The following is a 21,262-nucleotide window of genomic DNA, read 5'->3' on the forward strand; positions in this document are numbered from 1 at the left end:
CTTTCAGGCTCGGGAGTAGAAGGGCAGGGCGACGACCTCGACCGGCTCGACGCGGCCCCGGATGTCGACGGACAGCGCGGTGCCGGGCTCGGCGTGCTCCCGGTCTACATACGCCATGGCGATCGGGTAGCCCAGCGTCGGCGACAGCGCGCCGCTGGTGATCTCCCCGATAGTGGCATCCCCGGACAGCACGGCGTACCCGTGCCGCGGGGCGCGGCGGCCGGTGCCGCGCAGGCCGACCCGCACGCGCGGGACGTCGGCCTTCTTCAGCTCCTCCAGGGCCGCGCGGCCCACGAAGTCGCCCGGCTTCTCGAACTTCACGACCCGGCCGAGACCGGCGGCGAACGGGTTCAGCTCGCGGCTGAGTTCGTTGCCGTACAACGGCATTCCGGCTTCCAGGCGCAGGGTGTCGCGGCACGCGAGTCCACACGGAACCAAGCCGTGCTCCTGACCGGCCTCAGTCAGCAGCGCCCACAACGCCGGAGCCTCGGCCGCGGGCACGAACAGCTCGAAGCCGTCCTCGCCGGTGTAGCCGGTGCGGGCCAGCAGGACCTCGTGGCCCTTCACCACCGCGGGCACGCTCGCGTAGTACTTCAGCGAAGCGAGGTCCGCGTCGGTCACCGCGGCGAGCACGTCGACCGCCTTCGGGCCCTGGACCGCGATCAGCGCGGTGTCCGCGGACCGGTTCTCCACCACCGCGTCGAACCCGGCGACGCGCTCGGCCAGCGCCTCCGCGACCACGGCGGCGTTGCCCGCGTTGGCCACGACCAGGTACTCCTCGTCGGCGAGCCGGTAGACGACCAGGTCGTCCAGCACGCCGCCGTCGGCGTCGCAGATCATCGTGTAGCGGGCGCGGCCCGGCTTCACGCCGGTCAGGTTGCCGACCAGCGCGTAGTCGAGCACGTCGGCGGCCTGCGCGCCGCGGACGTGGATCTCGGCCATGTGCGACAGGTCGAACAGCCCGGCCGCCTCGCGCACGGCCTTGTGCTCGGCCAGCTCGCTGGCGTAGCGCACCGGCATCGACCAGCCGGCGAAATCGGTGAAGAGTGCGCCGAGGTCCTGGTGGACCTGGTGCAGGGGGGTTTCCGTCACAGGAAGCCTTTCGTTGTCGCGAGCGGAGGACACGCTCACGCGTCGTACGCATCGAGGGGCGGGCAGGAGCAGACGAGGTTGCGGTCGCCGCGCGCGCCGTCGATCCGCCGCACCGGCGGCCAGTACTTGGTCTTGCGCGCCACGCCGACCGGGTACGCCGCCAGCTCGCGGTCGTAGTCCGCGGTCCACTCGCCAATGACCGACGAAGCGGTGTGCGGCGCGCCGCGCAGCGGGCTCGTCTCGGCGGTCCAGCGGCCGGCCGCGACCTCGTCGATCTCGCGGCGGATGGCGATCATCGCCTCGCAGAACCGGTCGATCTCGGCGAGGTCCTCGCTCTCGGTGGGCTCGACCATGAGCGTGCCCGCGACCGGGAACGACATGGTCGGCGCGTGGAAGCCGTAGTCGATGAGCCGCTTCGCGACGTCGTCCACGGTCACGCCGGTTTCCTTGGTGATGCCGCGCAGGTCGAGGATGCACTCGTGCGCGACCAGGCCGTCCTGGCCGGTGTAGAGCACCGGGTAGTGCGGCGCGAGCCGGGCGGCGATGTAGTTGGCCGCGAGCACCGCGACCTTGGTGGCCTCGGTGAGCCCGGGCGCGCCCATCATCCGGACGTACGCCCAGGAGATCGGCAGGATCGACGCCGAGCCGTAGGGCGCGCCGCTGATCGGGCCGACGCCGGTGTCCGGTCCGGCCTGCGCGAGCAGCGGGTGGTTCGGCAGGTACGGCGCGAGGTGTTCGCGCGCCGCGACCGGGCCGACGCCGGGGCCGCCGCCGCCGTGCGGGATGCAGAACGTCTTGTGCAGGTTCAGGTGCGAGACGTCGCCGCCGAACTCGCCCGGCTTCGCCAGGCCCAGCAGCGCGTTGAGGTTCGCGCCGTCGACGTACACCTGGCCGCCGCCGTCGTGCACGATCTTGGCGAGCCGCTCGATGCCGTGCTCGTAGACGCCGTGCGTGGACGGGTACGTGACCATGATCGCGGCGAGGTCGGCGCTGTGGCTGTCCACTTTGGACTGCAGGTCTTCGAGGTCGACGTTGCCCTCGTCGGTGCACTTGACCACGACCACGCGCATCCCGGCGAGCACCGCGGAGGCGGCGTTGGTGCCGTGCGCGGACGACGGGATCAGGCAGACGTCGCGCTCGGGCTGGCCGTTCGCCTGGTGGTAGGCGCGGATCGCCAGCAGCCCGGCGAGCTCGCCCTGGCTGCCCGCGTTCGGCTGCAGCGACACCTGGTCGTAGCCGGTGACCTCGGCCAGCCAGCCGGACAGCTGGCGGACCAGCTCGTGGTAGCCCTCGGCGTCCTCGGCGGGCGCGAACGGGTGGATGCCCGCGAACTCGCGCCAGCTGATCGGCTCCATTTCGGTGGTGGCGTTGAGCTTCATCGTGCAGGAGCCGAGCGGGATCATCCCGCGGTCGAGCGCGAAGTCCTGGTCGGCGAGGCGGCGCAGGTAACGCAGCATCGACGTCTCGGACCGGTGCGAGCTGAACACCTCGTGCGTCAGGTAGCCGCTCTCGCGGGCGAGGCCGTTCGGGAGCGCCTGCGCGGCTTCCCACGCGCTGTCGACACCGAAGGCGCGAAGCACCTTCGCGAGCGTGTCGGGACGCGTGACCTCGTCGGAGGCGATGCGGACGTGGTCGGCGTCGATGTGGCCGAGGTTGATCCCCGCCTCGCGCGCGGCCGCGTGCACTTCAGCGGCACGGCCAGGCACCTTCGCGACGACAGTGTCGAAGAAGGCCTCGTGAGCGACCTCGACACCACCGGCGCGCAGCGCGTTCGCGAGACCGGCAGCGAGTTCGTGAACCCGCGTCGCGATCGCCTTCAGGCCCTCGGGACCGTGGTAGACCGCGTACATCGCGGCAAGCACTGCGGGCAGCACCTGCGCGGTACAGATGTTGGAGGTCGCCTTCTCGCGACGGATGTGCTGCTCGCGCGTCTGCAGCGCGAGGCGGTACGCAGTGTTCCCGTCCGCGTCCACGGACACGCCCACGAGACGGCCCGGAAGCGACCGCTCCAGACCGGCGCGCACCGCCATGTACCCGGCGTGCGGGCCGCCGTAGCCCAGCGGCACGCCGAAGCGCTGCGTAGAACCGACGGCGACGTCCGCGCCGAACTCGCCGGGCGCGGCGATCAAGGTGAGGGCGAGCAGGTCGGCAGCGACCGTGTACAGCGCGCCCGCGGCCTTCGCCGCTTCGGAAACGGCGTGGTAGAAACCGCGTCCGCGCAGCACGCCGGAAGCACCGGGGTACTGCACGACGACGCCGAAGAACTCCTCGGGCAGACCGGTGAGCAGGTCGCGCACCTGCACATCGATGCCGAGACCGGCGGCGCGCGTCCGCACGACCTCAACGGTCTGCGGAAGGCACTCGGAGTCGAGAACGACCACATTGGACTTCGACTTGGAAGCCCGGCGCATCAGCGTCATCGCCTCGGCCACGGCGGTGGACTCGTCGAGCATCGAGGCGTTGGCGATCGCCAGCCCGGTCAGGTCGGACACCGCGGTCTGGAAGTTCAGCAGCGCTTCGAGCCGGCCCTGCGAGATCTCCGGCTGGTACGGCGTGTACGCGGTGTACCAGGCCGGGTTCTCGAGCACGTTGCGGCGGATCACGCCCGGGGTGACGGTGTCGGAGTAGCCGAGGCCGATCAGCTGCGTCATCGGCCGGTTGCGCGCGGCGAGCGCGCGCAGCTCAACAGTGGCCTCTTCCTCGGACGCCGGCTCCGGCAGCGCCAAATCGCCCGCGGTGCGGATGGCAGTGGGCACCGCCGCTTCCACGAGGGCGTCCAGGCTTCCGTAACCGCATTCGGCGAGCATCTTCGCCCGCTCGGCCTCGCCGGGACCGATGTGGCGGGTGTCGAAGGGGGTGGAGGTGATGGGAGCTCCTCGGGACGGGCACCGGGCGCGGCGGTGCACTGGGAACTCCCCCTCTGTCATGGGCACCTGAGAGTTTCACCGCGCTCGACGCGGCTTTCACCTTGGGTGAGGCGCGGGTGCGCCTGCTTTCCAGAGTGGCCTCGCCAAAAGCGGTAGCGGTTACCTGAGAGATTCCGGGGAGTTTGCTCCTTCGGTGTCCCACTGCTGACATGGGACTCTCCCGCTCCGGCTCGAACGGCCCTGTGTTCAATTGTGGGTGCGGCCACCTTACCTGCCGCTTCACGCGCCAGTCTACCGCGCCAGGCCTACGCCACACCCCCTTGCCAAAGGTCCGTGAAGGGCTCCTTGAGGGAATCTGATTCCCTCAAGGAGCCCTTCACGGACAGCTCGTCTTACGGGAGCGTCAGGATCTCCGCGCCGTTAGCGGTCACGACCAGGGTGTGCTCGAACTGGGCGGTCCACTTCTTGTCCTTCGTGGTGACCGTCCAGTCGTCGCCCCACACGTCGTAGTCGATGGTGCCGAGCGTGATCATCGGCTCGATCGTGAAGGTCATGCCCTCTTCGATCAGCGTCTGCACCGAGGGCTCCTCGTAGTGCAGCACCGTCGGCGCGGTGTGGAACGCCGGGCCGACGCCGTGGCCGGTGAAGTCGCGGACCACGCCGTAGTCGAAGCGCTTCGCGTACGCCTCGATCACGCGGCCGATCACGTTGAGCTGGCGGCCGGGGCGGACCGCCTTGATCGCGCGTGCGGTCGCCTCGCGGGTGCGCTCGACCAGGAGCCGCACCTCCTCGGAGACGTCGCCGGCGAGGAACGTCGCGTTGGTGTCGCCGTGCACGCCGCCGATGAAGGCCGTCACGTCGATGTTGCAGATGTCGCCGTCCTCGATCACCGTCGAGTCCGGGATGCCGTGGCAGATCACCTCGTTCAGCGAGGTGCAGCACGACTTCGGGAAGCCGCGGTAGCCGAGCGTCGACGGGTACGCGCGGTGGTCGAGCAGGAATTCGTGGACGACCTTGTCGACGTCGTCGGTGGTCGCGCCCGGCTTGACCGCCTTGCCGCCCTCTTCGAGCGCCTGCGCGGCGATCTTCGACGCGACCCGCATCGCCTCGATGACCTCGGGCGTGCGCACCCCGTTGCCGGTGTCCCGTTTCGGCGCCGGCCGGTCCACGTACTCGGGGCGGGCGATGTCGGCGGGGACGGCACGGCGCGGCGTCTGGACGCCGGGCTTCAACGGGGCGCGAACGGACATGTCCCCAGACTACGACGTCACCCGATCGCGGCGCAGCCAGCTCAGAACAGGACGGTCGCGTACTGCCCGACCTGCTGGAACCCGATCCGCCGGTACGCGGCCAGCGCGGGGGCGTTGAACCCGTTCACGTACAGGCTCGCGGTCCGGCCGAGGCCGTGGACCAGGCGGTTCACCACCGCCGCCGTGCCCGCGGTGCCGAGCCCGCCGCCGCGCCGGTCCGGGTGCACCCACACGCCCTGGATCTGGCCGACCCGCGCGGACATCGCGCCGATCTCGGCCTTGAACACGACCTCGCCGTCCTCGAACCGGGCGAACGCGCGGCCGGTGGAGATCAGCTCGCTCACCCGGGCGCGGTAGCTGGCCCCGCCGTCGCCCGCGCGCGGGTCGACGCCGACCTCCTCGATGAACATCGCCACCGCCGCGGGCAGGTAGCGGTCCAGTTCGTGCGGGCGGACGGTGCGGACCTGCGGATCGGCGGGCACCAGCGGGTCGCCTTCGAGCGCCATCAGCGGCTGGTCGCCGCGCACCTCGCGGGCCGGTCCCCATTCCGACGACAGCTCGTCCCAGAGCCCGAGCACCTGCGGCGCGGGCCCGACGAGCGAGGAGCAGGTGCGCTGGCGGCGCAGGGCCCGGTCGGCGAACGACCGCAGCGCCGAAGCGTTGCCGCGCAACGGGATCAGGTTCGGTCCGGCGAAACACAAACCGGTGAGCCGTCCGGCGCGCACCGGACGGGCGTCGGACGCCCACAGCTCGCCACCAAGACGCCACGGGTCGAGACCGGCCGCCTCGACCCGGGCGCTGACCATGCAGCTGCCCACCGGGTCGGCGGCGAGTGCAGCGCGCACCGCCGGATAGTCCCGATCATCGAGCAGCCGTGCACCTGCAAGCCGCAACACGGGGTCCAGAGTGCCAGATGAACCGGGTGAACGGAACGCGAGCCGGTCGACACGCTGAGATGAACGGCTCTCGCACCCGAACGGCGGCGCCCCGGCGGGCTCCGCCACCGACAGTGCCCGAACCGGCTGCGCATGCCAAAGCTCCCCGGAGGCACCCCGCCCGGGCGCCTCCGGAGCTTTCTCGCCCGGCGGCGGGCGAGACGCGCCCCAATGCGGTTTTCTCGCTGGCGGGTGCACAGGCGCGTTGGCCAGGTGGGCGATGCGGAAGTACGTGAGGGGAACCCTGAGGGAATCTGATTCCCTCAGGGTTCCCCTCACGTACTTCTACGGGAGCGGAGCCGCGCGGCCCGGCTCAGTGGTGACGCGGAACCAGGTGCAGCAGCCGCGAAGCGTGCGGTGCGAGCGTCGCGGTGAAGCTGTCCCGGCTCACCCCCAGGTTCCGATGCGTCCACAGATCCCGTACCGCTGCCGGGCCGCGCAGCCCCAAGTCCTGCCAGGACGCGGTCACCGGGGCTTCCGTCGAGCCCAGATTGAACAGCGCGACCGTCACCCCGCCCCGGCCGTCGGGGCTGAACCACACCTGCTGCTGTGTTGCCTGCGAAACCGGACGAGCCGGTCGTCCTGCCTGGTCGACGGCCAGGACTTCGCGGTTGGTGAGCAGTTTCAGGTCGTCCGGGTCGAGTTTGGTCAGGTCGGTGCCAAGCAGCAGCGGCGAGGATTCGATCGCCCAGAGCGTCATGACGCTTTGCCGCTCGTCCGGGGTGATGCCGTTCGCTTCGCCGTTGCCGATCTCGATGGAGTCCAGGTCGTTCCAGTGGCCAGGGCCCGCGAAGCCAGTCCACTGGGGAGCGTCGGCGAAGCGGAGCTTGACCCGCACGTCCCAGTTCGTGAGGCCGACGCAGTGCGAGTAGCACTCGATGTCGCCTTCGATCCGCCAGCCGTTGCTGTAGCGCTGCCAGGTCGCGGCCTCGGCGATGCTGAGCGAATTGGACAGTTCCAAGTGGATCGGACGGCCGGTGGCCTGGATCGCCGCATGCCACTGCCGGATGTCCTCGCGGTTGTCGGCAGGGATCTTTCCGCCGCCGGGTCCGACGAAGTCCATTTTGATGTAGTCGACGCCCCACGACGCCAGCTGCCGCGCCTGCGAGCGGACGTACGCGGCCGCGCCGGGCTTGCTGAAGTCGAGCTTCGCGGATTTGTCGTCCGCGGTGTTGCCCGCGCCTGCCGTGACGATGTCGTGCACCCGGTACGGCGTGCCCTCGATCGGCGAGTCTGCCGCAACCGCTTGCGCCGGGACTCCGGGCACCAGGTAGATGCCGAATTTCAGGCCGCGCTGGTGCAGGTATCGGGCCAGCGAGGCAATGCCGTTCGGGAACTTCTTCGGGTCCGGCGCGACGCGGCCGAATTCGTCGACATGGTCGTTCCAGCCCGCGTCGATGTTGATGTACCGGTAGCCGTAAGCGGCGAGCCGATCGTGCATGACGTCGGCTTGCGCCTTGATCGTCTCCTCGGTGAACTTCCGGCGCAGCGCGCTCCAGCTGCTCCAGCCCATCGGCGGCGTTCTCGCCGCCGGCGTCCAGGATTCGACCGGCTGACTCTCCGCCGCCGCTGTTCCCGCCAGCGCTCCGGCCAGCACCGCCACCGTCGCGGCCAGCACACCGATCCGACTTCGCTTCATCGCGACCACCTCTCCCGGGGATCGCTTCGTTGTACGCGCGCCGAACCGGGGTCAGCAATGATTCATCGGATCACTGACCGCTAGCCGGGACGGAACCCGCCGACCGGATCAACCCTGTTCACCACCATGAATGCTCGGAATATCCGCTCGAATCCTCTCGACACGATCGCGAATAGATCCTATCTTTCTTGCGGCGCAGACTCGCGTCGTTCACTGGCGAACACGGAGGTCCCGGATGAAGCTCAGACCAGCGCGCGCCAGCGGGAGGCGCGCCCTCGGGCTCGCCGCCGCGGTGCTGACCGCGACCGCGCTGCTGCCCGCGGGTGCGGCGGCCGCGTGGCCGGGCAGCCAGGACGTGTACGTCTCGCCGTGGGGCAACGACTCCGGGTCCGGTGCCGTCTGGTCGCCGGTGCGCACGCTCCCCCGCGCCCAGCAGCTGGTCCGGCAACGCGCCGCGCATCTGAACTCCGACCTGACCGTGCACGTCGCCTCCGGCACTTACCGGCTCGACAAGCCGCTCGAACTCGACGCGGCCGATTCCGGCACGAATGGCCACCGGGTCGTCTGGCAGGGTTCGCCGGGCACCGTGGTCAGCGGCGGCAAGCAGGTCAGCGGCTGGCGTCCGGTCGCCGGACGGCCGGGGCTCTACTCCGCGCCCGCACCCGCCGGGCTGGACAACACTCGCCAGCTGTACGTCGACGGCGTCCGCGCGCAGCGAGCTTCCGGACGGCTTCCGGTGACCGTGAAGGCGACCGACACCGGGTACACCGCGTCCGCGGACACCATGGCGCGCTGGCGAAACCCGAGCGACCTCGAGCTGGTTTACACCAGCGGCGAGGAGCTGTGGAACGTCGAGCGCAACGGCCTCGGCCAGTGGACCGAGCCGCGCTGCCCGGTCGCGTCGGCGACCGGCACCACGATCACCATGGCGCAGCCGTGCTGGGACAACTCGACCCGCCGCGTGATGTTCGCCGACATCCCCGGCCGTTCGGTCAACATGGTCGGCCCCGGCGATCTCACCAACGGACGGCAACCGTCCTATGTGGAGAATGCGTTCGAGCTGCTCGACACTCCCGGCGAGTGGTACCTCGACCGCTCCGCGCACACCGTGTACTACCTGCCGCGCAAGGGCGAGAACCTGCACTGGGCCGACGTCGAGATGCCCGCGCTGGAGAAGCTCGTGGACGGCCGCGGCACCGCGGAGAAGCCGATCCACGACATCTCGTTCCGCGGCATCCAGTTCTCCTACGCGACCTGGCTCGAACCGTCGTCGCCGGAAGGGTTCTCCGAAATCCAGGCCGGCTACCGGATCACCGGCGAACGCGGCTGGGCCACGCAGGGCCTGTGCCAGTTCACGCCCGGCGGTTCCTGCCCGTACGCGGACTGGACGAAGGAACCCGGCAACGTCTCGCTGTCGCACGGGCACCGGATCGAGTTCCAGGACACCGTGTTCGCACACCTCGGCGCGGCCGGGCTCGACCTCGGCGAGGGCGCGCAGGACAGCAGTGTGTCCGACAGCGTGTTCACCGACATCTCCGGCAACGGCGTCGAGATCGGCGGCGTCAGCAAGCCCACCGCGGCCGGTGCGGACCTGACCACGCGAGTCAAGGTGACCAACAACCACCTGTACGGCATGCCGCGCGAATTCACCGGCGGGGTGCCGATCGTCAACGGGTATTCGCAGGACAATGTCGTGTCGCACAACCAGATCGACCACGTCGCGTACTCCGGCATCTCGATGGGCTGGGGCGGCTGGCCGGACAAGATCAAGCAGGCCGCGACGCCGAACGTCTCGCGCAACAACGTGGTGTCGAACAACCTGATCCACGACTACATGCTTTCCCTCGACGACGGCGGCGGCATCTACACCCAGGGCATCACCGGCCCGTCGCAGGCCGAGGGCGAGAAGGTGACCGGGAACGTCATCTACGACCAGTGGGGTCTCGGCAAGTCCGTCTACACCGACAACGGCTGCACGTACGAAACCGTTTCCGGCAACGTGCTTTACCACGCGGCGTACGCCAACGTCGCCTCCACGCACGTCGACTACCGCGACTCGCTCGGCAACAACGACCCGACGGTCATCTCCGGAAACTACTGGGAACAGGGCGATCCGGACGGCAACAAGAAGGGCGTTATCACGTCGGGCAATCACCTGCTGAACAACCCGGCCGCCGCTCCTAGGTCCATTGTGGACAACGCGGGCATCGAACCGGGCCACCGCTCGGTGCTGAACCGCCGGATCGACGGCGCGTCCGCTCCGCAGGCTCCGACGCGGATCGGCACGTTCTCGGTGTCCGGTCAGCTGTACGCGACCTGGAACCCGACGGTCGCGGAGAACGGTGCGCCCGTGCAGGACTACGTGCTGACGGCTTCGGACGGAAAGCACAGCGTCACGAGTTCGGTGTCTGCCAAGGACTTCGCGCGCACCGGGTACACGGTGATCCCGAAGCTGACGGATGGTCAGACGTACACGGTCACGGTTGCCGCACGGAACCGGTTCGGGGTTGGCCTGCCGTCGCTGCCGTCTGCACCGGTCACGGTCGGGCAGCCGGGCACCCAGCTCGCGGCCGTCCCGACCGGGGCGAAGGCACTGCCGAGCACTGACGCGGCGAGCATCCACTGGACGCCGCCGAAGGAAACCGGGTCGACCCCGGTGATCGGCTACCGGATCACCGTGTCCGACGGCCGCACCATCGAGGTCGTCGGCCGCGACACGATCGTCAGCCAGCCCACGCAGAAGGGCCTGACCCGCGTCGTGGACGGGCTGAAGTCCGGGACCGCGTACACGTTCACGATCGCGGCCGTCACCGGAACCGGCGTCGGCCCCGCGGCGACGGTGCAAACCACCACCGCGTAACCCCGGTGATCGGCGCGTACCGGACCTCCCTGCCGGTACGCGCCGATCACCGTTCACCCCAGCCGGAATGCCCTTCTGTACGCCCCCGGCGTTGTTCCGACCTGCGCCCGGAACCGGCGCCTCAAGTTCACCGCCGACACCAGGCCGACCTGCGCCGCGATCGCGTCCACCGGCAGATCCGTCTCCTCCAGCAGCCGTCGCGCCTCCGCCACCCGCCGCGACAGCAGCCACGCGCCCGGGCTTGTGCCGAGCTGATCCGCGAACCGGCGAGCCAGCGTCCGCGGGGAAATCGTCAAGCGGGCAGCCAAATCTTCGACCGACAACGGCGTCCCCAGCCGCTCCCCCGCCCAGTCGAGCAGCCCGTCCAACGACGCTTCCACGGACACCGGCCGCGGCACGTACTGCACCTGTCCGCCCTCGCGATGCGTCGGCATCACCATGTGCCGCGAGATGAGCGCCGCGTGCGCCGCCCCGTGGTCGCGCCGGACCAGGTGCAGGCACAGGTCGATGCCCGCTCCCGCGCCCGCGCTCGTGGCGACGTCGCCGTGGTCCACGTACAGCACGTCCGGTTCCACTTGCAGGTTCGGGAAATCCCGCCGCAGCTGGTCGAGCCGCGCCCAGTGCGTCGTCGCCGTTCTTCCGTCCAGCAGCCCGGTCTGGGCCAGCGCGAAGGAACCCGAGCAGATCGTGACCAGCCGCGCGCCTCGTTCGTGCGCGCGCAGCAACGCCCGGCGCACCTTCGGCGAGAGCGGCGTTTCGACCGGTGTCCAGCCCGGGATCAGCACCGTGTCGGCCTTGGCGAGCGCCGAAAGCCCGCTGGACACGTGAATCTCGTATCCGGCCGTGGTCGGCACCGGCCCGGGATTCTCGGTGCACACCTCGAATTCGTAGTGCTGCGGCACCCCGCCCCGGGTCGTGCCGAACACTTCGACGCCGCAGCCGAGTTCGAACGTCGACTGCACCGGCTGGACGAGAGCCACCACGCGATGCATGGCAAGAAAGTACCCTATGACGTCTTTCCTGACACTGTCCCGCGTGCGCCGGTAAAGCCAAGCTGGGACCCATGCACCCCGAAATCCTTGCCCAGCCGGGCTACACCTCGGTCCCGGTCGACGAAGCCCCGGTGAAGGAGCTGTTCCCCGGCATCCGCCTCCGCCCGCTGTGGAAGGGCGAAAACGGCGCGCACGCCAACGTCGTCGAGTTCGACCCCGGCAGCACGTGGCCCGAACGCGACGTGCACGAGCCCGGTTCCGAAGAGGTCTTCGTCGTGTCCGGGACCTTCAACGACGGCGCCCGCGACTACCCGGCCGGCACCTTCATCCACGCCCCGGCCGGATCGTGGCACGTCCCCGCGACGGCGACCGGCTGCACGCTGTTCGTCTTCTACCCCGAGGGCTAAGCGCCCCGGTAATTCCCGACCGTCCAGGCGTTCCCGTCGGGATCGCGGACGGTGAACGTATGCGAGCCGTAGTCGGTGTCGTGCAGCTCCAGGCTGATTTCGGCACCGGCTTCGCGCACGCGGGCGTAAATCTCGTCCACCCGGTCCGACACCACGTACACTGCGCTGGCGCCGGGTTTCATCTCGTCGTGCACACCGTCGGCGGGGCCGCCGCAGCTGCCCAGCATGACGGAACCGCCTTCGGGCCACCGGAGTTCAGCGTGCGCGACGCCGTTCTCGCCGGGTACTACGAGGGCCTCCTCGAAGCCTAGGACGTCGGTGAGGAAACGGATCGCGCCTCGGGCGTCGTTGTAGCGGAAGGCCGGCCAGACTGTCGGTTGTGGTGTCATGCGGTCGATTTTGCTGCGGCGGGCTTCGTCTCGTCTTGGAGAAACGGGAGCTCCTCCGGCAGCCACACCGCTGTAACAAGCAGCCGCATCGTGCCGGTATCGGTGACCGTCGCCGGAGAGACCGGTACTTGCGCTTCGAGCGCTCCGTTCGGCGGAATACCCACGGATTTGCTGCTCAATAACCAGGCATATGAGGACTTCACGGGCTCGTGCTGTTTGCTCAAAGGCCGTCATCGTCGGGCTGATAACTCAGCGCCGGAAGCTCCTCCGCCATCCACGTCCGCGGCGAGCACCCCGCCAGTGCGCGCCACTCGTTCGAGAAGTGCGCCTGGTCGTAATACCCCGCGGCATAAGCGATCCCGGCCAGGTCACGATGCCCGGTCCGCAACAACCGGACCGCGCGCTCGAACCTCAGTACGCGCGCCGCCTGCTTGGGGGCCAGCCCCAGTTCGGCGCGGAACCTCTCCCCCAGATGCCGTCGGCTCCAGCCGACCTCCTCCGCTAAATCTCCGACCCGCAACAGCCCGCCGCTGCGGCGCAGCTCGTGCCACGCGCGGTTCAGTTCCGGTGGCTGCTCGGCGGGTTCGACCGCCCGCGCGGCCAGTACCTCGTCGAGAATCGCGAACCGGGTACGCCAATCCCCCGCCGACGCCAGCCGGTCCGGCAGGCTGGCGAGGTCGCCGCCGAAGTCGGCCAGGTCGGTTACCCGGCCGGTCAGTTCCGCGGCCGTGACGCCCAGCAGCGTCCGCGCTCCCAGCGGGTCCAGTTCCAGCTGCACGCCTCGCTGCACCCGGTCCTGCGTGATCAGCGCGGGTTCGGTGTGCAGGCCGCCGACGACGCTTTGCAGCGCTCCGGCTCCGTCCAGCCCGGCGTAGCGGATCGGTTCTTCGAGACTGATCACGAGCGTGATGTGCCGCGAAGGCAGCCCGCGGTGCACTTCGAGGGTGACGTTCTCCTGCGCGTACCCGACGTAGCGCGTGACCAGCCCCCGCAGCGCCGGATGCGGCGGACGGGCGGCCCAGCTCTGACTCACGTGACCAGGCTAGCCCCGGACGCGGGCGAATTCGTGCTACCACGGGAGGGCGGTCCCCACGATGAGGAGAAGCCCGATGACGATCCAGGAACAGGCGCAGCAGCTCGAACTGCTCGCCGACCAGGTGCCGACCGGCATCGCCCTCGCCACGAAGGACGAGCTGGAAGGCCTGCAGGCCCAGGTGCTCGGCCTGCTCGGCGAAACCGGCTCCGCGACGGCGATCCAGGGGTCGGTGCAGATCGCGATCCGGCAGATCGACGAGGTCGCGGCTTCGCTGGAGAACGTGCGCCTCCAGATCCGCGAAGCCGCACAACATCACCTGCGCGGCTGACGTGGCCGGGCTGCTGGCCGCGCACGCCAGGGAGTTCGCGGGCATCGCACTGGCCAATGTCGTGCGCGAGTATCCGCACTACGAGAGCCACTGGCGCATCGACGACACTCCCGTCCCGCCGATCCGCGAGCTGCACCCGTGCTTCTACGGCAGCTTCGACTGGCATTCGTGCGTGGAAATGTTCTGGGTGCTGGCACATCTGCTGCGCCACTACCCTGCCTTCGTCCCCGCCGACGAGATCCGCGCCGTGGTGAATGCGCACCTGACCGAGCCCGCGTTGGCCGCCGAAGCCGCCTGCTTCGCGCCGGAGCACCATCGGACGACCCAGCGCCCGTACGGCTGGTCGATCCTGCTGGCTCTGACCAGGGAAACCGCCACCTGGGACGATCCTGATGCCGCGCGTTGGTCCACTGCTCTCCAGCCGTTGAGCGGGCTTTTCGTGACCCGCTTCCTCGAGTGGCTGCCGAAGGTCACCTACCCCATCCGCTACGGCCTGCACGAGAACGGCGCTTTCGGGCTCTCTCGCGCGCTTCCGTACGCCGACTATCTGGCGTCCCAGGGCGAACCTCACCTGCGGGAGGTGATCACCGAAACGGCCTGGCGCTGGTTCGGCTCGGACCGTGATTACCCCGGTGCTTGGGAACCGTCCGGAGCCGATTTCCTGACCCCCGCGCTGGCTGAGGCTGAACTGATGAGCCGCCTGATGCCCGCCGCCGATTTCGGGGCCTGGCTGGAAGGTTTCCTGCCAGGAATCGACGACCGGAACCCGGCGGCGTTGTTCACTCCGGCGGTGGTGACCGATGCTTCCGACGGGTTGATCGCCCATCTGCACGGGCTCAACCTGCACCGCGCCTGGTGTTGGCGGCGGATCGCGGCGGCGTTGCCGGATGGGGACGGCCGGGTTTCGGCGATCGAGGCGGCTTCGCGGGAGCATGCGGATGCCTCGCTGCCGCAGGTGACCGAGGGGCCGTATGCGGTGGAGCATTTCTTGGCCTACTACGCGCTTCTCCTGCTGAGCGACGCCGAATAGTGTCAGACCCCTGGCTGCTCATCGAAGTGCTCGACGGAGAAATCCCGGCGAGCACCTGGCGCCGCACCTACTTCGACGCTCTCCTCCAAGCCGCGATCATCGACCGCGCCGTGCGATGGTCGTGGCGGACGCGCGAACGCGGCGTCGTCTTCGAGATCGCCTTCAGGACCGAGGCCATCCGCGACGAGTTCTGCGACCAGCCCGCAGTGAAGGCAGCGCTCGAAGCCGTGCCGGACCCGCGCGAGGGGCTCGCCATCACTCCCGGCGGTGGCGATTAGCTTTCCGGCAGCGGCTCCCGATGCTCCGCCCGCAACCCGTCCAGCGAAATCAGCAGCAGCCGGTTCCACATGTGCGGACGGCACTCGTCCGTGAACTGCGCCGCGTACCCCAAGGAAATCAGCAACAGCACCAAATCATCCGTCGTGACCCCAGGACGCAGCAGCTCCGCCGCCCGAGCCCACAGCTCCTCCAGAACCGCACGCAACTGCGGAATCCCCGTCGGATCGGGATCCGTCCACGTCAGCGCGAAGCTTTCCATGATCGCGCGGTGCCGGGCGCAGCCGGACAACGCCTGCCGGTAGAAGTCGGTCAGCGCCGCCCACGGGTCTTCCGCCTCGATCGCGGCCTGGCGCGCCGCCTCGGCCCACTGGGAGAAATCCTGGTCCAAAACCGTCCGGACCAGGTCTTCCTTCTTCGGGAAGTGCCGGTACAGCGTCCCCATGCCGACCCCGCTGCGTCGCGCGATCTCGCGGACGTCGACCGCGGCCCCTTGCTCCGCCATCACCTCGGCGGCGGCTTCGACGATCGCCTCCCGGTTGCGGATCGCGTCCGCGCGAAGCGCCCGACGACGGGTGGGGGTGTGCGGTTCAGCCACGGCCATGCGCCGAGCATACTCGCTTACCCGGAGCACATGCTCCTCCTAGTGTGCTACTTTGCGGAGCAAGTGCTCCGCCTAGTGAAGGAGATGCCGTGCCGACCCTCGACGACTGGAATGTCCGGATCCGCGCCGAATTCCGGGAGAACGCCGGATATGTCGCGTGGAGCAGCCCGGAGGAATCCGCCGCAGGCCGTCCGGTACCGCCGCATATGCCGGGGTTTCCGGAAAAGGGGATGCCGCTGATCCTCGTGCACCACGTCGGCGCGAAAACCGGGAAAGCGCGGATCAGCCCACTGTTCTACCGGCCGGTCGGCGAGAACTGGGCCGTCTTCGGGACGCACGGCGGCAGTCCGCACGACCCCGCGTGGTACCGCAATCTCATGGCGAATCCGCGGACCGTCGTCGAAGCGGGCACGGGAGAAATCCCGGTCGAAGCACGGCTCGCCGCGGGGGAAGAACGCGCCAGGATCTGGGCGGAACAGATCGCGCTGGTCCCGAAATTCGCCGACTTCGAGGCCGCTTCCGGACGCCAGATCCCCGTCGTCCTCCTGGAACGCGTCTGACCCCGGAAAGCCGTGAAGGGCTCCTTGCGGGAATCTGATTCCTGCAAGGAGCCCTTCACGGACCGAAAACTCAGCCGACGGTGACGCTCGGCGCGCCCTCGCCGATGCTCTCGCCGGATTCCTCGGCGATCCGCATCGCCTCTTCGATCAGGGTCTCCACGATCGCGTGCTCCGGCACGGTCTTGATGACCTCGCCCTTCACGAAGATCTGGCCCTTGCCGTTGCCGGACGCGACGCCGAGGTCGGCCTCGCGCGCCTCGCCGGGACCGTTCACGACGCAGCCCATCACCGCGACGCGCAGCGGGATCTCCATCCCCTCCAGCCCGGCGGTGACCTGGTCGGCGAGGGTGTAGACGTCCACCTGCGCGCGCCCGCACGACGGGCACGACACGATCTCCAGCTTCCGCTGCTTGAGGTTCAGCGACTGCAGGATCTGGATGCCGACCTTGACCTCCTCCACCGGCGGCGCGGACAGCGACACCCGGATGGTGTCGCCGATGCCCTGGCGCAGCAGCGCGCCGAACGCGACGGCGGACTTGATCGTGCCCTGGAACGCGGGCCCGGCCTCGGTGACTCCGAGGTGCAGCGGGTAGTCGCACTGCTCGGCGAGGATCTCGTAGGCGCGCACCATCACGACCGGGTCGTTGTGCTTGACCGAGATCTTGATGTCGTGGAAATCGTGCTCGGCGAACAGCGACGCCTCCCACATCGCCGATTCGGCGAGCGCTTCGGGAGTGGCCTTGCCGTGCTTCTCGAGCAGCCGCTTGTCGAGCGACCCGGCGTTGACGCCGATCCGGATCGGCGTGCCGTGGTCCTTCGCGGCCTGCGCGATTTCCTTGACCTGGTCGTCGAACTTGCGGATGTTGCCCGGGTTCACCCGGACCGCGGCACACCCGGCCTCGATCGCGGCGAACACGTACTTGGGCTGGAAGTGGATGTCGGCGATCACCGGGATCTGCGACTTCTTCGCGATCGCGGGCAGCGCCTCGGCGTCGTCGGCCGACGGGCACGCCACCCGCACGATGTCGCAGCCGGCCGCGGTCAGCTCGGCGATCTGCTGCAGGGTGGCGTTGACGTCGGAGGTCAGCGTCGTGGTCATCGACTGCACCGAGATCGGGTGGTCGCTGCCGACGCCCACCGACCCCACCATCAGCTGGCGGGTCTTGCGACGCTCGGCGAGGACGGGCGGGGGCAGAGCGGGCATACCTAACGCGACGGTCACGCTTCCAGCGTACCCACCCCACCCGGGCGCGTTTCAACGAAGTCAGCCGACGCGGTGAGCAGCGTTACCCCTTCTCGGGCGGCCGCGGACGCGCGCGTGACCCGGCCGGTGCGCGCGGTTACTGCAGGCGGATCGGATTGACGATGTCGGCGGTCACCGTGAGCAGCGTGACGCCGCCGCCGATCACCACCAGGACCATCGTGATCGCGGACAGCTTCGTGTAGTCGACCGGGCCGCCCGCGGGTTTGCCGCGCAGGCCGCGCAGCCAGTCGCGGACGCGTTCGTACCAGACGATCGCGATGTGCCCGCCGTCCATCGGCAGCAGCGGCAGCAGGTTGAACACGCCGATGAAGAAGTTCAGGCTGGCCAGCAGCAGCAGGAAGACCTGCCACAGCCCGGCCTCGACCGCCTCGCCGCCGAGCCTGCTCGCGCCGACGACGCTGACCGGGGTGTCCGGGTCGCGCTCGCCGCCGAAGATCGAGTTGAAGACCGCCGGGATGCGCTTCGGGAAGGCCATCAGCCCGTCCCACGTGCGGGCGAACATGTCGCCGGTGAACGACGCCGCGCCGCCGAACGCGCCGACCACGCTGTAGTGGATGGCCGTGGCTCTGGCGATGCCCACCGCGCCGACCGACTCGGTGCCGCCCTTCGCGGCGGGCCGGATCACCTTCGGGATGTCGACGACGAACGTGCGCTCGGCCCCGTCGCGCTGCACGACCACCGGGACCGGCCCGGAGAGCGACTTCACCTGGGCGACCATGTCGTCCCAGGTCGGGGTGGGCTTGCCCGCCACCGACAGCACCTGGTCGCCGGGGAGCAGACCGGCCCGCTTGGCGGGCGCCGGGTCCCCCGGTTTGCACACCGGGTTGTTGGCCGCCTCGACCGTGGTGGCGTTCTGCACGCAGTCGGAGATCTGCGCGGCGATCGGCTTCATGTCCACGTTCGGCAGGCCCATGGTCGCGGCCATGACGAACAGCACGATGAAGCCGAGCAGGAAGTGCGTGATGGAACCGGCCGACATCACGACGGTCCGCTTCCAGGTCTTGAACCGCCACATCGCGCGCGGCGCTTCTTCCGGGGTGACCTCGTCGAGCGCGGTCATGCCCGCGATGTCGCAGAAGCCGCCGAGCGGGATCGCCTTGAGGCCGTATTCGGTCTCGCCGCGCCGGAAGGAGAACACCGTCGGACCGAAGCCGACGAAGTACCGGCGGACCCGCATCCCGAACATCCGGGCGGTGACCATGTGGCCCGCTTCGTGCAACGCGACCGAAACACAGATCGCGAGCGCGAAGAGCACCACGCCGATCACATAGGCAAGCACGGGCCCTGCACCTCACCCCTCAGCCGCGGCCCGCGATGCGGTGGCGGCAGGTTTCGTCGTCTTCCACGGCTTCAGGCGGTGAGACCACCCGAGAAAGTCACGGGTTCAAGTATCCGCCGCCAGCGTGAAACCAGTGTTGCATCAACCGGCCCGCCTTCGCGCACCGGTCGCGCTCATCCCAGCAGCTCGGCGGCCCGGGTGCGAGCCCACTGCTCGGCGGCGAGCACGTCCGCGACGTCGCGAGGTTCGCGCCGCCATTCGTCCGCGTCGGAGACCACCTGCGAGACGGTGTCCACAATCGACAGGAACCCGGCCTTGCCCGCCAGGAACGCGGCTACCGATTCCTCGTTCGCCGCGTTGAAAACCGCGGGCAGGCAACCGCCCGCAGTGCCTGCTTCGCGAGCCAGCTCGACGGCCGGGAACGCCTCGTTGTCGACCGGCTCGAAGGTCCAGCTCGCAGCGGTGTCCCAGGAGCACGCGGCGGCCGCGCCGGGCACGCGGTGCGGCCAGTTCAGCGCCAGCGCGATCGGCAGCCGCATGTCCGGCGGGCTCGCCTGGGCGATGGTGGAGCCGTCGGCGAAGGTGACCATCGAGTGCACGATCGACTGCGGGTGCACCGTCACGTCGATCCGCGCGGGCTCGATGCCGAACAGCAGCGACGCCTCGATCAGCTCCAGGCCCTTGTTGACGAGCGTCGCCGAGTTGATGGTGATCAGCGGGCCCATCGACCAGGTCGGATGCGCCATCGCCTGCTCGACGGTGACCTCGCCGAGGTCCGTGCGCTTCTTCCCGCGGAACGGACCGCCGGATGCGGTGAGCACGAGCCGCGCGACCTCGTTGTCCTCGCCGGACCGCAGCGCCTGCGCCATCGCCGAATGCTCGGAGTCGACCGGAACCAGCTGTCCTGGCTTCGCGGCGGCGAGGACCAGCGGGCCGCCGGCGATGAGGGATTCCTTGTTGGCCAGCGCGAGCGTCGCGCCAGTGGCGAGCGCGCGCAGCGTCGGGTCGAGACCCTGGGAACCCGGCACCCCGTTGAGCACGACGTCGACCGGCACCGAATCGATCAGCTCGCCGACCGCGTCGGCGCCGGCGAGGATGCGCGGGAGCCGGAACTCGCCCTTCGAGTACCCCCTGCGCTGTGCCTCGGCGTACAGGGCGAGCTGCACGTCTTCGACCGCCGTGGGCTTCGTCACGGCGATGGCCGCTACTTCGTGCGCGATCGCTTGCTCGGCGAGCGTCGCCGGATCGGAACCGCCGGCGGCGAGACCGGCGATCGTGAACAAATGCGGGTTACGTGCGGCGACGTCGAGCGCCTGGGTCCCGATCGACCCGGTGGAGCCCAGCACGAGGATGCTTCGCGAAGTAGTCATCAGCAAGCATTATGGCCCGGGTCGTGTCCGCGCGGCGGCCAGCGGTGTGGGATCATGCGAGCGCACAATGTCAGGCGGTTTGAAGGAGTGGTCGTGGCAGGCAAGGCGGTCGAGAAGCGCCCCGAGGTCGACCCGCGCGACGAGCCGTCGGCGGAGTGGGGCTGGCACGGCTCGTTCCCGAAGGCCACCCGCATCGCGGGCTGGCTGTCCGCGGTCATCCTGCTGCTGATGATCAAGGGCAACCACGAGAACAACACCGAGAACGTGTGGCTCGTCGGGCTGGCCGCGTTCATCGTCCTGCTCCTGCTGCTCGACCTGCGCAAGAGCCGCACCGCCTGGCGCAAGTAAGCCCTGGCGCCGGCGGCCCCTGATTCGCTAGTTTCCGGGCCCATGAAGCCACGCTGGGCCGCGCTCGCGGCCGCCGTCATCGCCGGTCTCTCCCTGTGCACCGCGGCCCCGGCCAGCGCTGCCCCGTCGGTGAAGCCGCCGGTAGTGAAATGCACCTTCACGCCGACGCCGGAGAACCCGGCGGCGCGTCCCGTGCTGCGCCCGCTGCCGTTCGCGCTCACCCGCGGCACGATCGACGTCACCTTCCGCTACAACTACGGCCCCGTCACCGTCCGCCTCAACAGCGGCGGAGCGGCCCCGTGCGCCGTCGCGAACATGGCGAGCCTGGTGCTGCAGCACTTCTACGACCGCTCGCAGTGCTGGCGGCTGACGAACTCCGCACGCCTCGGAGTCCTGCAGTGCGGCGACATCTACGAGGTCGAAAAGGGCGGGCCCGGCTACAAGTTCCCGGACGAGGTCACCGGTGCGGAGACTTACGAGCGCGGCACTGTGGCGATGGGGAACCAGGGGCCGGGGACCAATGGGTCGGAGTTTTTCATCGTGCATTCGTTCGCGCACATTCCGGCGAATTACTCGGTGCTCGGCAAGGTGGTGCGCGGCATGGACGTGCTGGACCGGATGGTCGCCGACGGCATCATCCCGACCGATCCGAACGGCCCGCTCGACGGTGCGCCCAAGCACCCGGTGAAGATCCGCTCGGTCAGCTTCGGCCGGTAGGCGCGCTACCGATCAGCGT

At 69.5% G+C, this 21,262-nt stretch carries 21 protein-coding genes and 1 riboswitch; of the genes, 8 read left to right on the forward strand and 13 right to left on the reverse strand.

The window, feature by feature from the left end; all coding sequences use genetic code 11:
- Positions 1–3 precede the first annotated feature (3 nt).
- The 5 genes from gcvT to ABZX37_RS08710 form a co-directional block, all read right to left on the reverse strand.
- Entirely contained in the window at positions 4–1,092 is a 1,089-nt protein-coding gene (gene gcvT / locus ABZX37_RS08690) for a glycine cleavage system aminomethyltransferase GcvT (RefSeq protein WP_354737406.1), read from the reverse strand.
- A gap of 35 nt (positions 1,093–1,127) precedes the next feature.
- Positions 1,128–4,019: an aminomethyl-transferring glycine dehydrogenase gene (gene gcvP / locus ABZX37_RS08695; RefSeq protein WP_354737408.1), complete on the reverse strand. Its 2,892-nt coding sequence runs from the start codon at positions 4,017–4,019 to the stop codon at positions 1,128–1,130.
- A gap of 80 nt (positions 4,020–4,099) precedes the next feature.
- A riboswitch (glycine riboswitch) is annotated at positions 4,100–4,192 on the reverse strand.
- Between the two features lie 159 nt (positions 4,193–4,351).
- Positions 4,352–5,209, reverse strand: a complete 858-nt coding sequence (gene map / locus ABZX37_RS08700; RefSeq protein WP_354737410.1) for a type I methionyl aminopeptidase — start codon at positions 5,207–5,209, stop codon at positions 4,352–4,354.
- Positions 5,210–5,250: 41 nt separating this feature from the next.
- Complete coding sequence (locus tag ABZX37_RS08705; protein ID WP_354737412.1) at positions 5,251–6,105, reverse strand: DUF4081 domain-containing protein; 855 nt, start codon at positions 6,103–6,105, stop codon at positions 5,251–5,253.
- Between the two features lie 352 nt (positions 6,106–6,457).
- Positions 6,458–7,783, reverse strand: a complete 1,326-nt coding sequence (locus ABZX37_RS08710; RefSeq protein WP_354737414.1) for a glycoside hydrolase family 27 protein — start codon at positions 7,781–7,783, stop codon at positions 6,458–6,460.
- 235 nt (positions 7,784–8,018) lie between these two features.
- On the opposite strand from ABZX37_RS08710, the gene ABZX37_RS08715 reads away from it, so the two are divergent.
- Positions 8,019–10,643 (forward strand): fibronectin type III domain-containing protein, encoded by a 2,625-nt coding sequence (locus ABZX37_RS08715; RefSeq protein WP_354737416.1) that lies wholly within the window; start codon positions 8,019–8,021, stop codon positions 10,641–10,643.
- Positions 10,644–10,696: 53 nt separating this feature from the next.
- Here the strand turns inward: ABZX37_RS08715 and ABZX37_RS08720 are convergent, their stop codons facing one another.
- On the reverse strand, positions 10,697–11,635 hold the full coding sequence (locus tag ABZX37_RS08720) for a helix-turn-helix domain-containing protein (RefSeq protein ID WP_354737418.1): 939 nt from the start codon (positions 11,633–11,635) through the stop codon (positions 10,697–10,699).
- A 71-nt stretch (positions 11,636–11,706) separates the two neighbouring features.
- Between ABZX37_RS08720 and ABZX37_RS08725 the strand changes: the two genes are divergently transcribed.
- Positions 11,707–12,042, forward strand: coding sequence for a cupin domain-containing protein (locus tag ABZX37_RS08725; protein WP_354737420.1), 336 nt, complete (start codon positions 11,707–11,709; stop codon positions 12,040–12,042).
- Here the strand turns inward: ABZX37_RS08725 and ABZX37_RS08730 are convergent.
- The 3 genes from ABZX37_RS08730 to ABZX37_RS08740 are packed head-to-tail and all read right to left on the reverse strand — an operon-like array spanning position 12,039 to position 13,464.
- Positions 12,039–12,431: a VOC family protein gene (locus ABZX37_RS08730; protein WP_354737421.1), complete on the reverse strand. Its 393-nt coding sequence runs from the start codon at positions 12,429–12,431 to the stop codon at positions 12,039–12,041. The genes ABZX37_RS08725 and ABZX37_RS08730 overlap by 4 nt on opposite strands.
- Positions 12,428–12,655 (reverse strand): hypothetical protein, encoded by a 228-nt coding sequence (locus ABZX37_RS08735; protein ID WP_354737423.1) that lies wholly within the window; start codon positions 12,653–12,655, stop codon positions 12,428–12,430. Before ABZX37_RS08735 ends, ABZX37_RS08730 begins: the two co-directional genes overlap by 4 nt.
- On the reverse strand, positions 12,652–13,464 hold the full coding sequence (locus ABZX37_RS08740; protein ID WP_354737425.1) for an AraC family transcriptional regulator: 813 nt from the start codon (positions 13,462–13,464) through the stop codon (positions 12,652–12,654). The genes ABZX37_RS08735 and ABZX37_RS08740 overlap by 4 nt, the downstream gene beginning before the upstream one ends.
- Positions 13,465–13,540: 76 nt before the next feature.
- Here ABZX37_RS08740 and ABZX37_RS08745 point away from each other — a divergent pair, with 76 nt between their 5' ends.
- From ABZX37_RS08745 to ABZX37_RS08755, 3 genes are read left to right on the forward strand one after another with little or no spacing between them, the layout of a single operon-like run.
- Positions 13,541–13,795 (forward strand): hypothetical protein, encoded by a 255-nt coding sequence (locus ABZX37_RS08745; RefSeq protein WP_354737427.1) that lies wholly within the window; start codon positions 13,541–13,543, stop codon positions 13,793–13,795.
- Between the two features lies 1 nt (position 13,796).
- Positions 13,797–14,825 carry a DUF2891 domain-containing protein gene (locus ABZX37_RS08750; protein ID WP_354737429.1) on the forward strand — a complete coding sequence of 343 codons (1,029 nt, stop codon included), beginning with the start codon at positions 13,797–13,799 and terminating at the stop codon, positions 14,823–14,825.
- Positions 14,825–15,103: a hypothetical protein gene (locus ABZX37_RS08755; RefSeq protein WP_354737431.1), complete on the forward strand. Its 279-nt coding sequence runs from the start codon at positions 14,825–14,827 to the stop codon at positions 15,101–15,103. Before ABZX37_RS08750 ends, ABZX37_RS08755 begins: the two co-directional genes overlap by 1 nt.
- On the opposite strand, the gene ABZX37_RS08760 is transcribed toward ABZX37_RS08755, so the two are convergent.
- Entirely contained in the window at positions 15,100–15,705 is a 606-nt protein-coding gene (locus ABZX37_RS08760) for a helix-turn-helix domain-containing protein (RefSeq protein ID WP_354737433.1), read from the reverse strand. The genes ABZX37_RS08755 and ABZX37_RS08760 overlap by 4 nt on opposite strands.
- 89 nt (positions 15,706–15,794) lie before the next feature.
- On the opposite strand from ABZX37_RS08760, the gene ABZX37_RS08765 reads away from it, so the two are divergent.
- Entirely contained in the window at positions 15,795–16,265 is a 471-nt protein-coding gene (locus ABZX37_RS08765) for a nitroreductase/quinone reductase family protein (RefSeq protein WP_354737435.1), read from the forward strand.
- Positions 16,266–16,335: 70 nt separating this feature from the next.
- Here ABZX37_RS08765 and ispG read toward each other — a convergent pair whose 3' ends face one another.
- From ispG to dxr, 3 genes are all read right to left on the reverse strand, one after another.
- Positions 16,336–17,487 carry a flavodoxin-dependent (E)-4-hydroxy-3-methylbut-2-enyl-diphosphate synthase gene (gene ispG, locus ABZX37_RS08770; protein WP_354737437.1) on the reverse strand — a complete coding sequence of 384 codons (1,152 nt, stop codon included), beginning with the start codon at positions 17,485–17,487 and terminating at the stop codon, positions 16,336–16,338.
- 118 nt (positions 17,488–17,605) lie between these two features.
- Positions 17,606–18,808, reverse strand: coding sequence for a site-2 protease family protein (locus ABZX37_RS08775; protein ID WP_354737439.1), 1,203 nt, complete (start codon positions 18,806–18,808; stop codon positions 17,606–17,608).
- A gap of 173 nt (positions 18,809–18,981) precedes the next feature.
- Positions 18,982–20,178, reverse strand: a complete 1,197-nt coding sequence (gene dxr, locus ABZX37_RS08780; protein ID WP_354737441.1) for a 1-deoxy-D-xylulose-5-phosphate reductoisomerase — start codon at positions 20,176–20,178, stop codon at positions 18,982–18,984.
- A gap of 93 nt (positions 20,179–20,271) precedes the next feature.
- Here dxr and ABZX37_RS08785 point away from each other — a divergent pair, with 93 nt between their 5' ends.
- Together ABZX37_RS08785 and ABZX37_RS08790 are read left to right on the forward strand one after the other, a co-directional pair.
- Positions 20,272–20,526 carry a DUF2631 domain-containing protein gene (locus ABZX37_RS08785; RefSeq protein WP_067591018.1) on the forward strand — a complete coding sequence of 85 codons (255 nt, stop codon included), beginning with the start codon at positions 20,272–20,274 and terminating at the stop codon, positions 20,524–20,526.
- Between the two features lie 42 nt (positions 20,527–20,568).
- Positions 20,569–21,243 carry a peptidylprolyl isomerase gene (locus ABZX37_RS08790; protein WP_354737443.1) on the forward strand — a complete coding sequence of 225 codons (675 nt, stop codon included), beginning with the start codon at positions 20,569–20,571 and terminating at the stop codon, positions 21,241–21,243.
- Positions 21,244–21,262 lie beyond the last annotated feature (19 nt).

The sequence above is a fragment of the Amycolatopsis sp. NPDC004079 genome, from assembly GCF_040610415.1.
In the GTDB taxonomy this organism is placed as follows: Bacteria; Actinomycetota; Actinomycetes; order Mycobacteriales; family Pseudonocardiaceae; genus Amycolatopsis; species Amycolatopsis halotolerans.